The sequence below is a fragment of the Streptomyces sp. NPDC058683 genome, from assembly GCF_042716195.1.
Lineage (GTDB): Bacteria > Actinomycetota > Actinomycetes > Streptomycetales > Streptomycetaceae > Streptomyces.
Genome location: NZ_JBHXSK010000006.1, coordinates 18,207 through 31,661, shown reverse-complemented (window position 1 = coordinate 31,661; position 13,455 = coordinate 18,207). Strand labels below are relative to the sequence as shown.

The 13,455-nt window shown below is 69.2% G+C and carries 9 protein-coding genes and 2 pseudogenes; 3 read left to right on the top strand and 8 right to left on the bottom strand.

Features of this window, described 5'->3' with window-relative positions:
• Nucleotides 1–44: 44 nt before the first annotated feature.
• From ACFWXC_RS08285 to ACFWXC_RS08265, 5 genes are all read right to left on the bottom strand, one after another.
• A complete protein-coding gene (locus ACFWXC_RS08285; RefSeq protein WP_384474980.1) occupies nt 45–1,010 on the bottom strand; it encodes a carbohydrate ABC transporter permease in 966 nt (321 codons plus the stop codon).
• Nucleotides 1,007–1,945, bottom strand: coding sequence for a carbohydrate ABC transporter permease (locus ACFWXC_RS08280; protein WP_384474977.1), 939 nt, complete (start codon nt 1,943–1,945; stop codon nt 1,007–1,009). The genes ACFWXC_RS08285 and ACFWXC_RS08280 overlap by 4 nt, the downstream gene beginning before the upstream one ends.
• Nucleotides 1,946–2,030: 85 nt before the next feature.
• Nucleotides 2,031–3,422, bottom strand: coding sequence for an extracellular solute-binding protein (locus ACFWXC_RS08275; protein WP_384474974.1), 1,392 nt, complete (start codon nt 3,420–3,422; stop codon nt 2,031–2,033).
• Between the two features lie 358 nt (nt 3,423–3,780).
• A complete protein-coding gene (locus ACFWXC_RS08270; RefSeq protein ID WP_384474971.1) occupies nt 3,781–4,845 on the bottom strand; it encodes a LacI family DNA-binding transcriptional regulator in 1,065 nt (354 codons plus the stop codon).
• Between the two features lie 291 nt (nt 4,846–5,136).
• Nucleotides 5,137–6,525 (bottom strand): hypothetical protein, encoded by a 1,389-nt coding sequence (locus ACFWXC_RS08265; RefSeq protein ID WP_384474968.1) that lies wholly within the window; start codon nt 6,523–6,525, stop codon nt 5,137–5,139.
• A gap of 572 nt (nt 6,526–7,097) precedes the next feature.
• On the opposite strand from ACFWXC_RS08265, the gene ACFWXC_RS08260 reads away from it, so the two are divergent.
• On the top strand, nt 7,098–8,492 hold the full coding sequence (locus ACFWXC_RS08260; protein WP_384474965.1) for an alpha/beta hydrolase-fold protein: 1,395 nt from the start codon (nt 7,098–7,100) through the stop codon (nt 8,490–8,492).
• A 152-nt stretch (nt 8,493–8,644) separates the two neighbouring features.
• Here the strand turns inward: ACFWXC_RS08260 and ACFWXC_RS08255 are convergent, their stop codons facing one another.
• Complete coding sequence (locus ACFWXC_RS08255) at nt 8,645–9,511, bottom strand: mycofactocin-coupled SDR family oxidoreductase (RefSeq protein ID WP_384474963.1); 867 nt, start codon at nt 9,509–9,511, stop codon at nt 8,645–8,647.
• 174 nt (nt 9,512–9,685) lie between these two features.
• Between ACFWXC_RS08255 and ACFWXC_RS08250 the strand changes: the two are divergent.
• Nucleotides 9,686–10,243, top strand: a pseudogene (locus tag ACFWXC_RS08250) (serine hydrolase domain-containing protein); the annotation flags it as partial.
• The gene (locus ACFWXC_RS08245; protein ID WP_384474960.1) at nt 10,240–10,821 is read left to right on the top strand and encodes a serine hydrolase domain-containing protein; all 582 of its coding nucleotides are present in this window, start codon (nt 10,240–10,242) and stop codon (nt 10,819–10,821) included. The pseudogene ACFWXC_RS08250 and the gene ACFWXC_RS08245, both read left to right, overlap by 4 nt.
• Before the next feature lie 63 nt (nt 10,822–10,884).
• On the opposite strand, the pseudogene ACFWXC_RS08240 reads toward ACFWXC_RS08245, so the two are convergent.
• A pseudogene (locus ACFWXC_RS08240) lies at nt 10,885–11,563 on the bottom strand (ATP/GTP-binding protein).
• A 285-nt stretch (nt 11,564–11,848) separates the two neighbouring features.
• Nucleotides 11,849–13,345 (bottom strand): MFS transporter, encoded by a 1,497-nt coding sequence (locus ACFWXC_RS08235; protein WP_384474957.1) that lies wholly within the window; start codon nt 13,343–13,345, stop codon nt 11,849–11,851.
• Nucleotides 13,346–13,455: the final 110 nt, after the last annotated feature.

Below are 13,455 nucleotides of genomic sequence, written 5' to 3'. Positions count from 1 at the left end.
CCAAGAGGGGGAAGGGAGAGGGAGCAGGGTGTGGTGGCCGGCGCCTATTGCTTGACACCGCCGGCGGCCAGGCCGCTCTGCCAGTACCGCTGGAGCATGAGGAAAGCCGCGACGAGAGGGATGACCGAGATCAGCGAGCCGGTCACGACGAGCGCGAGCATGTCGCTGCTGGCGCCGGCCCCGCCGTTCTGGGCCTGGGCCGCCCAGGAGGAGAGCCCGACCGTCACGGGGTACAGCTTCGGGTCGTTGAGCATGATCAGCGGCAGGAAGTAGTTGTTCCAGGTCGCCACGAGCGTGAAGAGGACGACCGTCACCAGACCCGGTGCCAGCAGCCGCAGGGCGATCCGGACGAAGATCCGCAGCTCGCCGGCGCCGTCGATCCGGGCGGCTTCCAGAAGGCTGTCGGGTACGGCGTCCTGGGCGTAGATGCGCATCAGGTAGAGGCCGAACGGGCTGACGAGCGACGGCAGGACGATCGCCCAGGGGGTGTTGACCAGTCCCACCTTCGCGAAGAGCAGGTAGGTCGGGATCGCCAGTGCCGTGGTCGGGATCATGATGGCGCCGAGGACCAGGTTGAAAGCGGAACTGTTGCCCCGGAAGCGGTACTTGGCGAAGCCGTACCCGGCCGCGGTGGCCAGCAGTGCGGCGCCGAGCGCGCTGCCTACCGAGTACAGAACCGTGTTGAGCAGCCAGTGCAGGAAGACACCGTCGTCGTAGGTCAGGGTCTGCCTGATGTTCGCCAGCAGTCGCGGGCTGTGCGAGAACCACAGGCCGAAGCTGTTGAACAGGTCCTGGGTGCTCTTGGTCGAGGCGACGGCCAGCCAGAACAGCGGCAGGAGGAAGTAGGCGAGTACGGCCAGCATGACGATCGTCAGCGGGGTGCTGCGGCGTCGGACCGGGGAGCGGCGGCCGCGCGGGACCTTGGATGCACGGAGGGACGCGGTGGCCCGGGAGGTTGCCGTGGCCGAGGTCGCGGCGGCACGGGTCGAGGACTGGGAGACGACCGTCACGACGTCCTCCTGCGGTTCGCGGTGATCAGCACGGCGTAGGAGAAGACCACGATGACCAGGCCCAGGAGGAAGGAGACCGCGGCCGCGTAGTTCACCTGCTGTCCGGTGAAGGCGAGGGTGTAGGCGTAGAGGTTCGCGGTGTACGAGCTGTCGATCACGTCGGGGGCGATGGTCTGCAGCAGTTTCGGTTCGTTGAACAGCTGGAAGCTGCCGATCACCGAGAACAGCAGGGTCAGCAGGAGCGCCGGCCGGAGCGCGGGCAGCTTGACCGACCAGGCGATGCGCCAGGCGCCGGCGCCGTCCACGGCGGCCGCCTCGTACAGCTCACCCGGGATGGTCCGCAGCGCGGCATAGAGGATGATCATGTTGTAGCCGACGAACTCCCAGGTCACCACGTTCGCCAGGCTGCCCAGCATCCAGGTGTCGCTGAGGAAGTGCGGGACCGGCACGTCGAGTTTGCGGCCCAGTTGCGCCAAGGGGCCGAAGTCGGGTCCGTAGAGGTAGCCCCACATGAGGGTCGCGACCACGCTCGGTACCGCGTACGGGACGAAGATGCCGAGCCGGATGACCTTGGCGAGCCGTAGCAGGCCGCTGTCGAGCGCGAGCGCGAAGAGCAGCGCCAGCAGCAGCATCACGGGGACCTGGATCGCGAAGAACGCCACGACCCGCAGGAGGCCCTCCCTCAGGAGCGGGTCCTTCAGGGCGGTCAGGTAGTTGTCCAGCCCGACGAACGTCGTTCCGCCGATGAGCCGTTCCTGGAACAGGCTGAGATAGGCGGCGTAGCCGAGCGGGGTCAGGAACAGCAGCACGAACAGCACCATGAACGGTGCGATGAACAACGGGCCTGCCGCACCCTGGCGCAGGCCACCGAGCCGACGGCGCTGCGGCCCTGCTCGGCGCGGGTCCTCGGTGGAGGCCGCGGTCATGGCGGTCATCAACGGGCCTTTCTGGATGTGGGGAGGGCCGGTCGCGGGTCCCGGGGCTCGGGCGGCGAGCGCCGGGGCCGGGACCCGCCGGCGGTCAGGCGGACTTGACGGTGAAGCCCTGGCCCTTGGCGTAGGTGGTGAGCCGCTGCTGCCAGGCGTCGAGGGCGGCACCGCTGTCGGTCTTGTCGGCGAGGGACTTTCCGACGGTCTCGGTCCAGTCGGTGGCGGCCTGGTCGAGGAACGGTGGCCACTGGAAGTCGTCGCTGACCGTCTCGCTGATGCCGGCGAAGACCTGGTTCACCTTCTGGCCGCCGTAGAAGGACGGCGTGGCGCCGGCGAAGGACGAGTCGGCCAACAGGGCCTTGGTCGCCGGGAAGAACGACTGCTCGGTGGCGAACATCTTCGCGCTCGCGGGGTCGCTGTTGAGGAACTGGGCGAACTGCGCGGCGGCGACGGGGTTCTTGGTCGAGCGGATGACCGCGCTGGTCGATCCGCCCCAGTTCCCGGACACGGGACTCGACGCGTCCCACTGCGGCAGCGGAGCGGCCCGCCACTTGCCCGCCGTGGCCTTGGCGGAACCGGAGAGGAACGCCGGGCCCCACGCGGCGGTGATCCAGGTGGCGTACCTGCCCTTGTTGAGCCCGGCGTACCAGCCGTCGGTGAAGTCCGGGTCGGTGCTGATGACGCCTTCCTTCGCGAGGCCGCCCCAGTAGGTGCCGAGCTTCTGGGAGATCGCGTCGTTCACGTCGATGGTGATGTCGCTCTTGCCGGACAGGGCGTAGGGGTGGGCGCCCGCCTGCCACAGCAGGCCGTGCCAGGCTGCGGCCTCGTTCGCCGCGAGGTTCGTCAGGTAGACGTCCGGGTCGGCCTTGTGCAGCTTGCGCGCGGCGGCGGCGAACTCGTCCCAGGTCGTCGGCGGCTTGATGCCGTGCTTGTGGAAGATGTCCTGCCGGTACAGCATGCCGAGCGGGCCGGTGTCCTGCGGGATCGCCCAGATCTCGCCGCCGGAACCGCTGACCTGCGCCCAGGTCCAGTCCACGAACTCGCTCTTCAGGCCGGCCGCACCGTAGGGGCTCAGGTCCAGCAGGCTGTCCGTGATGGTGAAGGTGGGGATCGCCTGGTACTCCACCTGCGCCAGGTCCGGGGCGCCCTTGCCGGCCTTGATCGCCGTACGCAGCTTGGTGTAATGGGCCACGCCCTGACCGGCGTTGACGACCTTGACCTTGATGGCCGGGTACTTCTTCTCGAAGAGGGCGACCTCCTTGTCGATGTTCGGGACCCAGGTCCAGAAGGTGAGTTCGGTGGGCGTCTTCATCGCCTTGTCGATGTCGGCCTGGGACAGCGGCTTGGCGGAGCTGCCGCCGCTGTTCCCGCTGCCGTTGCCACCACTGCAGGCGGACAGCGCGACGCTGAAGGTGGCCGCCCCCACGGCGGCGAGGAATCCGCGACGGCTCGGGGAGGAGGACGTGACGAAGGATCTGGGCATGGTGAACTCCCGCCGGTAGGGCGAAGGTGAGGGCATGCCTGCGGCGGCATGCCGGGCAAGGGAACGCGAGGAGGTGACGACCGGGACTTCGAGGTCGGTGCGTGGAAGGGCACGTCGTCAGCAGCTGCTCCCGGCTCGCGGTACGGATGGCGGACCACGAGGGGAGGGCGGTCGGAGCGGGCGCCGGTGCAGCGGCCCGCTCGGCGAGAAGGAGATCGTGCGGCGCCCGAGTCCCTGCGGGCGGCCGAGCCGGCATGGCAGGGAGGGGCGAACCGGACAGCGGCCGGTACGGCGGCTGCGTGTGCGTTACAGGTCCGGCCCGGAACCCGTGGTCAGGGCCGACTGGGGCTGAAGTTGATCAGGAACGGTCGGATAGACCTCCGCTCGGCGGCGCGGTCGACGCACGAAGGACGAGTTCGACGGGCGGATCGTTGGCCGGGGGCAGGTCGGCTCCGGGCTTCTCGATGGCGTGGACGAGAAGTCTCAGCCCTTCCTGGGCCACGGCGTCGAACGGCTGACGCACGGTGGTCAGCGGAGGGGTCACGAACGCGGCCACCGGGATGTCGTCGAATCCGACGACGCTGACGTCGTCCGGCACGGTGCGGCCGGCCTCCGTCAGTGCGCGCATGAGGCCGATGGCCATGTCGTCGTTGGCGGCGAACACAGCGGTCACGCCGGGGTCCGCGGCGAGTACCCGGCCCGCCGCGTAGCCCGATGCCGCGGACCAGTCGCCCTCGACGACCGCCGGCTCGTCGCGGCCCCGTGCCGCCAGTGCCTCACGCCACCCCCGCAGGCGGTCGCGGGCGGCATACCAGCGCTGCGGACCCGCGAGGTGGTGGACGGTCTCGTGTCCGAGGTCCAGGAGATGCTCGGTGGCCGCCCTTGCCAGCAGGTCGGCGCCGACGCCGGCGGCCACGGTACCGGGGCCCGTCGTGGCCACGGGCGCGCCCAGAACCAGTACCGGTACGCGCACGTCGGTGGGGACCGCTCCCCCGTCCCCCTCCTCGTCGATCGGCTCGGAGATGACGATGCCGTCCACGCCCTGTTTGAGGAGCGAGTCGATGGCTCCGCCGACGCCCCCCGGATCGCCTTCCAGCGTGTTGACCACGCGAAGCGCGTAACCGGTGTCCCGGGCGGCCCGCTCGATGCCCATGAGAAGTGACGCCGGTCCGTACAGTGCCGTCCCGAGGGTCACCACGCCGATGGAGCGAGTCCGGCCGGAGGCCAGCGCCCGGGCCGCGTGGTTCAGCCGGTAGCCGAGTTCGTCGGCCGCGTCGAGAACGCGCTTGCGTACCTCTGCCGAGACGTACGCCTCGTCGTTGAAGACCCGCGACACCGTCTTCTGCGACACGCCTGCCAGCCGGGCCACATCCACGCTCCGGGGCGCGCCGGAAACGCCGGCCCGTCCTGCTGATGGCGTCATGATGTCTCCCGATGGCCGCGTTCCGCGCCGGTTGCCCCGGCGACCTGACTGCGCAGCCATGTCTACGCAGTCAGAAGATGTCCGTCAAGAGTGCGGAACATATTCGCAACATGACGCCCCCGGGTCCGGCACCGGCCCGGGAGCGCCCCATCGGGCTCGTGTCCTGCGTAAACGGGCTCCTCTTCCGACCTCACGGCAACCCGGAGGTGATGGCCCCGGCCCGGCCCGCTCCTGGTGACGATCGCCATCGGCGCGGGCGCTCAGGCCGGGGACACCGGTCGACTCCGCCTCTCAGTGCAGGGACTTGGCGAGGCGTTCGATCCGCGCGGCGACCTTCTCGGCGGTGCCCTCGACGTAGAAGCCGTCACGTGCCTCGTAGGTGAAGTTGTCGTAGTTCCAGCGGTCGGGCATGTTCTTGGCGCCGCCCTCGAACATCGACATGACGAAGGTGCCGGCGAACGGGGACGCCTTGCGAATGGCGTCCGCCGTGCTGGTGGACAGTTCCGGCTCCACGCCGGCGAACAGGCCCTTGCCCACCTGGAAGACCCAGATCGGCACCTCGACGGCGTCGGTGGGGGTGTAGGTGGCGGTCTTCACCGGGCCCGTGGGATGGTCGGTCGCCATCTCGGTGGTGGTGACTTCGTCGGTGAGCAGACGCACCGTGACGTTCTTGCCGCTCTCGTACCTGGTGATGGCCTGGGACACCCGCACGATCTCGTTTCCCAGGCGCTCGCCCTGCGCGGTCAGCAGCGCGAAGCCGGCGTCGTGCAGGTCGACGCCGTAGGTCCACGCCTTGTTCCTGTCGATCGTGTACCGCTTCGAGCGGTAGGCCGGGAACTGGTCACCGCAGGCGCCGACGAGCCAGAAGCCGACGGCGCCGGGGAACTCGCTCTCCACGTGCGCGGTGGCGGCGCCGGCCAGGTCGGCGGTGATCGGCAGGCTGCCGTCGCTCATGACGGAGTCCTGCATCACACAGGACTGCACGTTGTAGTTGGTCAGGACGGCGATCGGGTTGCCGTCGAGATCGTTGAACCGGGCGACGTACACGCCGTGGTCGGAGTTGCCCCGCTCGTTGACGCCCAGCCAGTAGCCGTCCGCGGTGAGCACGTTGCGGTTGACGTTGATGTCGGCCTCGCCCTGGCCGTAGCCGACCTGGGCGTCCTGGAGGTTCCTGACCGCGTCGGCGACCGCGCTCTTGGTGGCGGTGACGATGTTCTGCACGTACGTGGCGGCACCCGCCGACGAGTTGCTGGCCGCGACGTGCGGTGCGGAGAAGCAGTGCGTGACGGTGACCATGATGTTCGCCGCCGCGATGCCGGTGGCCGCGGTGATGGCCTCGCGCATCAGTCCGATCGCCTCGGCACTGATCGAGGTGAGGTCCAGCACGGCCAGGGCGACTCGTCGGGTGCCGGACTCGACCAGCAGGACACGCGCGTACAGGTCGTCGTGCACCGAGGTGAAGTTGTCCAGGGGCAGGATCGAGGCACTGGGCGTGAACGCGGCCTTGCCTGCGCCCACCTTCAGTCCGGTCGCCTGCTTCGTGGCGGCCGCGGCGGCCGTCGCGCTGCCCACGACGGCCGTGGCCGCCACCGCGAGGGTCGTCGCCGCGACGAACGAACGGCGGCTCACGTCCCCGGAGGAGCCGGCTTCGTCCATCTCGTTCTCGTTTCGCTCAGCCATCGCAGTCCTCCACAGGAAAAGGCCAGATGCGTAACCGGTGCCGGCGCTTTCGGTCAGTCGACTCGACGTGCGTCGGGAGCGGCGCCATAACACCGAGGAAGCATCACAGCGCCTCCAGGAATCGGCAATTCGCAGGACGCAAGCTCAGCTTTCACGACGAGTATCGACGGCTCGATTGCGCAGGGAGACTTCTGGCCATGCTCGGTAAAACGCTGGAAGCACACATGGAATGCAGTGCAAACTCACAGACTGAATTCACAGTTCCTAGCAGTGTCGGGTGTCTTCGAGCCCATCAGGTCGTCCCGCGCGGGCGGGCTGGTGCGGCAGGTGTACACAGCACAGAGCCGCGTGGACCAGATCGCGAAAGATGAGATTGCGCACCACGAAGTGACGGCATGACCAGGAGATCTCTGCATCACCTGTGAAAAATGAGAGCTGCCGCAGCTGTGTGGCTGGAACTCGCACAGCGCTTTCCAAGCAGGGCTTCTTAGCGTTGCGGACGTTGTCCGGGCGGTCTGCACGGGCCGATGAATTGTGGCGATCAGTCGTCACTGGCAAAGGAGTCTGCTTTGGTGGAAAGGCGTACGTTCATAGCGGGAGCCGCAGCGGCCGGTGCAGCGGCCGTCGTGGGCGGAACGGCTCTCGGTGCGGCGGCCGACCCGAACGAAACGGCTTCCACGGCCGGCCACGTCCGAGGCGCGACCGCGATCACGAAGGTGTTCGGAGACGGTCAGAAACTCATCGCCGTGGCTGTCGAGTACGACCGCGACATCGACGGGTCCACCCTCTCCACATCTACGTTCGCCGTCACCGGCCGGACGGTCACCAAGGTCTACGCGAACAGGGCGGCCGCCTTGGCCGAGCGGGGCCGCGACGGCCGGTTCGTCGTCGTCGAGCTCTCGCCCGACGACGACTCGGCGGCGCTGTGGGTGACACAGCAGGGCGGTGGCGGCACCTCGACGGGCTCTCCGAGCCCCAGCCCCAGCGCCAGCGCCTCGAGCGGCTCCGGCGGTGCCCCGGGGGCCGGCGGACCGAAGGTCGGCGACAGCACGCCAGGCGGCACGATCGTGGCGGCGAAGGCCTCGGTGATCCAGAAGGACACCGTCAGGACCACGCACGGCGCCCGTTATGCGGCCACCGGCACGACGCTGACGACCAGTGCCGTCGTGAACCTCGTCGTGGACGACTTCCGGCAGTTCACCTTCGACGACCCCGCCACCGGGCAGACCCTCCGGTACAACCTCTTCATCCCGAAGGACTACGACCCCCGCAAGCGGTATCCACTCGTGCTGTTCATGCATGACGCGAGCGTCGTCAACGTGGCCACCGAGGGCCCGCTGGTCCAGGGCCTGGGGGCCGTGTGCTGGGCCAGTGCCGAGGACCAGGCGAAGCACGAGAGTTTCGTACTCGCCCCCGAGTACGGCTCCGTCGTCATCGACGACGACTACGCGCCCTCGACGCTGTTCGACGCCACGGCCAACCTCGTCCAGGCCGTGACCGACCAGTACTCCATCGACGAGAACCGCCGCTACACGACCGGCCAGTCGATGGGCGCGATGATGTCGCTGGGCCTGAACATCAGGTACCCGGACCTGTTCGCTGCCGCGTTCGTCGTCGCCGGCCAGTGGCCCGCCGAACAGGTGGCACCGCTGGCCGAGAAGAAGCTGTGGATCGTCGTCTCCCAGGACGACGACAAGGCCTACGCCGGTGAGAACGCCATCACCAAGGCCATCGGGGAAGCGGGCACCCAGGTCGCCACCGCGGTATGGGACGGCCAGTCCGTCGCGGCCCAGTTCGCCACCGACGTCCGCAGCCTCAAGGCCCAGAAGGCACCGGTCAACTACGCCTCCTTCCTCACCGGCACGACCGTCTCCGCCGGCTCCGGCACCAGCGCGCACATGGGTACGTGGCACATCGCGTACACCATTCCGGGTATCCGGGACTGGATCATGAGGCAGTCCAAGTAGGACACCTTCACCAGGGGCGGGTTCGGCGCTGACACGGCCCGGGCCCGCCCGTCCGGTCCGTCGGGGTGGACATGGTGCGCACCGGGTCGGAGTGACGGTGGGGCCGTTCCGGTGCACGCCGCCTCCGCCGCCCATGTCGCAGGACGGCCAGGTCAGGCCGGCGCTCCGGACGTGCTGCGCCTCAGAATGGCGCCCGCGTCGACCTTCATCTGGAGGCCGGTGACATACCTCGACTCGTCCGAAGCGAGGAACAGCACCGCATTGCTGATGTCGGACGGATCGACGTACGGGATCGGCATGGGCTGCGTGGTGCGGAACGACTCCTCGACGTCCTCCCGGCCCGGGTCGTCCAGGTCGGGGCGGAAGATCCGGTACATGGGTCCGCTCTGGAGCATGTCCGTGTCGCAGTTGGTGGGGTGGACGGTGTTGACCCGGATCAGCCGCGGGGCCAGTTGCAGCGCCAGGTCGTGCACGAAGCGCGCCACCCCTCGTTTGGCATGCGAGTAACCGGCACCGCCGGGACCGCTCTCCGGGCTGTCGACGCTCCCCGCCATCAGCCCCGCCGACGAGCCGATGCAGATCACGGACGCTCCGGAGCCCAGGTACGGATAGGCGGCTTCGACCGTGTTGACGACGCCGACGAGATTCACGGAGACCGCGTCCAGGAAACCCTGCGGGGGCACGTCCAGGCCCACCGGGGCGATCCCCGCGTTCGCCACCACGATGTCGAGGCGGCCGAGTTCGGCGACCGCGTCCCTGACGGCGGAGACGAGCGACGAGCGGTCGCGGACGTCGGCCCGGCGGGTGACGATCCGGCGGCCGACCCCTTCGACCAGACGAGCTGTCTCGGCCAGGTCCTTCTCCGTGGCAAGGGGGTAGTGCGCGGAGTCGATGTCCTCGCAGATGTCGATCGCGATGATGTCGGCGCCCTCCTCGGCCAATCGCAGTGCGTGACTGCGGCCCTGACCGCGCGCGGCACCGGTGATGAACGCGACCTTGCCCTCTACCCGTCCGGCCATGTCGGCCCTCCCTCTCGTGCGCGACGGACCGGGGCCACGGCAGTCGGCTCGGCCCCGTCCTGTACGAGCGACGACGATAGCGCCATATCAGTGAACTATATATACTCTTGCATCGACAACTGAGCGCAGTCCCAGGGGCCTTGGCCCACATCATGGACAGAGGCGGGATGCGGAATGCAGGTTGCGGGCAACGCCGACCCGAGGATCAGCAAGGCACTGGACCAGGCCCTCGACGCGGGTGAGAAGGGTGTCCAGATCGCGGCCCTCCTCGACGGCGAACTCATCGTGGACGCGTGGGCCGGTGAGACCGGGACGGGGCAGCCCGTCGACGGCGACACCCTGTTCCCGGTCTTCTCGGTGACCAAGGCGGTCACCGCATCCGTGATCCACGTCTACGCACAGCGCGGCCTCATCGATCTGGACCGTCCGGTGGCAGACGTCTGGCCCGAGTACGCGGCGCACGGCAAGGGAGACATCACCTTCGACCATGTGCTGAGCCACCGGTCCGGTGCGCCCACCATCGGGGCCGGCACCACGCTCGAGGAGCTGTGCGACTGGGACACCATGGCCGCCAGGGTCGCGGAGCAGTCGCCGGTCGCCGAGCCCGGCACCCGAAACGCGTACAGCCCCTTCGCCTTCGGCTGGGTACTGGCGGAAGCGGTGCGGCGCGTCGACCCGCGTCGGCGCCCCTTCCCGGACATCGTCCGCCAGGACTGCTCCCGCTCGGCATGGACGACTTCTTCCTCGGACTGCCCGACGACCAACGCCACCGCGTCGCGACCCTGGTCGGCGACAGCGCTCCCACCACGAGCCCCGACGGGCTGTTGGAAGACGCGTCACCGTCGCACCTGCCGTTCGGTCCCGCCATGTTCAACCTGCCGCAGGTCCAGCGGGTGGGGTTGCCCTCGGCGGGTGGCATCGCCACAGCCCGGGCCACGGTACGCCTCTTCGACGCCTACGCCGCGGCCCGGAGGCAGGACGGAGCACAGCTCTTCACGGGTGACACGCTGCGGCGCTGCCGCAGACCCCGGCCGGTGGGCATCGACCACACCTACGGCTTCGGCATGCCGGTCGGGCACGGCGGCCTGTGGCACATCGCCCCCGGCGTGAGCGACGACAGCCCTGGCGGGGCCCTGACCGAGGGCGTGCTGTCCCACACCGGCGCGGGCGGCACGATCGCCTGGACCGAGCCCGAACTGGGCCTCTCCGTGGCCGTCCTGCACAACCGCATGTTCTTCGGACCACAGGCCGTCGCCCCCTTCGGCGCCGTCGCGGACGCCGTGCACGCCATCGCTGCGGTACGGGGCTGACCAGGGCTCCGGTGTCGGCTCCCCTGGGCTGCTGCGAACCGAGTACGGGGTACCCTCCGGGCGTCACACCGGCCGGCGGCCCGTCATCTCCGCCGCCAGCCCACGCATGACGTGTTCGAGCAGCGCGAGCAGCACCTCTTTCACCGACTCCTTGTCCCGGGCGTCACACAGCACGAGCGGTACGTCGGGAGAGAGATCGAGTGCGGCACGGATGTCCTCCGGATCCTCGTCGCACCGGCCGTCGAAACAGTTCACGCCCAGTGCGAAGGGAATGCCACGGTGCTCGAAGGAGTCGACGGAGGCGAAACAGCTCTCCAGCCGTCGCGTGTCGGCGAGCACGACCGCTCCGAGCGCACGGCGGCGACAGGTCGTCCCACATGAACCAGAAGCGGTCCTGTCCCGAAGCTCCGAAGAGATGGACCACGAGTGACCGGCTCAGGGTGATGATCCGGCCGAAGTCCATGGCGACCGTGGTCGTGGTCTTCCTTTCCACACCGGCCAGATCGTCCACACCCACGCTGACCTGGGTGATCAGCTCTTCGGTACGCAGCGGCACCATCTCGCTGATGACGCCGACGAGAGTCGTCTTGCCGACGCCGAAGCCGCCCGCCACGAGGATCTTGGCGGTCTCCGCGTCGGGTGAGATCGCTGTGGGGTCGAGGTCAGAGTCTGCGAGGGCCCGGACGCGCGCCTCGGTGTGCGGTGGCGAGAAGGTCACTCCGTTCTCGATCAGTTCGGCCATCAGGTGGATCGTGTCGCCGACCGCGGGGCCGCTGACCGCGATCGCGGGCATCGGTTCGACGACCACACGGGTGTAGCCCTCGATCTCGGACACCGCGCTGCGCAACAGGTCCGCCAGCGGCACCGCTTCTCTCCAGCGGCGGCGCTGCGTGGAACCGGACAGCACCGTCAGGCTTTCCGCGTTGCGCCGCATGCGGGTGGCGAGGTGGTCGACGCGGTACAGGTCGGCGAGGAGCTGGGGGTCCTGTTCCTTGCGCACCATCGCGTCGATGACTCCGTCGTTCACTCAGGCGTCCGCGGGCCTCTCCGCCGGCGTCGTGCGCGCCGTGGCGAGTGTGGCCGAGGTCGTTGAACGCCGCCTCGGCGCCGGCACGGTGGCCGCGAGCAGGGCGCCGCCGAGCGCCAGACCGACCATGAGCAGCAGCGCGCCGCGAATACCCGGCTCGCCGTAGCGGACACCCGCTGCGGAGACGGTCGACGAGCCCGCCATGATGGCGAACATGATGACGGGAACGATGCTGGCGAAGCCGCTCTGGCACACCTGGACGCTGCCGGCGATGGAGGCCTGTTCCTCCGGCGGCGTCTCCGCGATGACCATGTTCGGCACGGCGCCGTAGGCGAGCCCCGTCCCCAGTCCGTCGCACACCGCACCCGCCAGCACCTTCCAGAGGCTGTCGTGGCAGAAGACGAGGAAGAACCCGGCGGCCGCGATCAGCGACAGACCTGCGACCATGCACCAGCGCGCCGCGAGACGCCGGACGGCACGGCTGACGGTCACTCCACCGATCACCTGGGCGAAGGCCTGGGGTGAGGCGATGGCGGCGAAGGCGAACGCGGTCATGCCCAGGCCGTACGTGCCGCCGACGGCGGCGGGGGTGAGCGAGAGGATGGGGAGGACGGTGGCGGGCACCACCGTCGCGCCGTAGGCCGTCGCACCCGTGACGGCCGCCAGGAGGATCGGGCGCCGGGTGAACAGCGCGATGTTGAGGATGGGTTCCGCCGTTCTGCGGGCCCTCAGCACGAAGCCGGCGAGTGCCGCGAAGCCTGCGACGAACAGGCCGACGACGGAAGCCGAGGTCCAGCCCCACCGCTGTCCCTGACTGACCGCCCCCAGCACCAGGGCGACGCCGGCCCCGAGCAGCACGGCACCCCCGTAGTCGACACGCGCCGGGTGCCGCAGGGGCGTCTCGGGCGCGCTCAGCCGGATCAGCGCGGCCAGCACGACCATCACGATCACATTGAAGGTGTACATGCCCCGGAAGCCGAACGTGTCGAGCAGCCATCCGACCAGGAACGGCACTCCCACGCCGAAGGCGCCGATACCGGTCACCGAGATACTGGCGGCGAGGGGAAGCGTGCGCGGCGGATAGACGTCGCGCATCAGCGAGTAGGTGAGGAACATGCCGGAGATGGCGAACCCCTCCAGGCACCGGCCCACCAGGAGCACCCCGAAACTCGGCGCGACCGCGGAGACGGCCGCGCCGGCCGTGGCCACGGTCAGGCCGCCGAGCAGCATCCGCCGTTTGCCGTGCAGGTCGGCCAGCTTGCCCAGGAGCGGGCTGACGACCGCGCCGGTGAGCATGTAGCAGGTGAGGAGCCAACCGCCTTGGTCGGTACGGAAGTGCCGGGTGACCGAGGGGAGCGCCGTCGACGTCATCGTGTAGCTCAGCGCGACCAGTTCCACCACCATCACCATGGCGACCGTCGACACGACGAGCTGTGGTGTCCAGCCCTGTCCGTCCTGGCTCGGCGTCTTCGCCGTGCGGGATTGGCGTGGCGTCATCGTCGCTCCCCGGGGGATCGGCGGCTCTTTGACGCGACGCTATGGTCGTGCTCTCCACCTGGACAATCGGTCCTCCCGGTGGCCGGGCGACATGGGACGGCTGCCGTGCA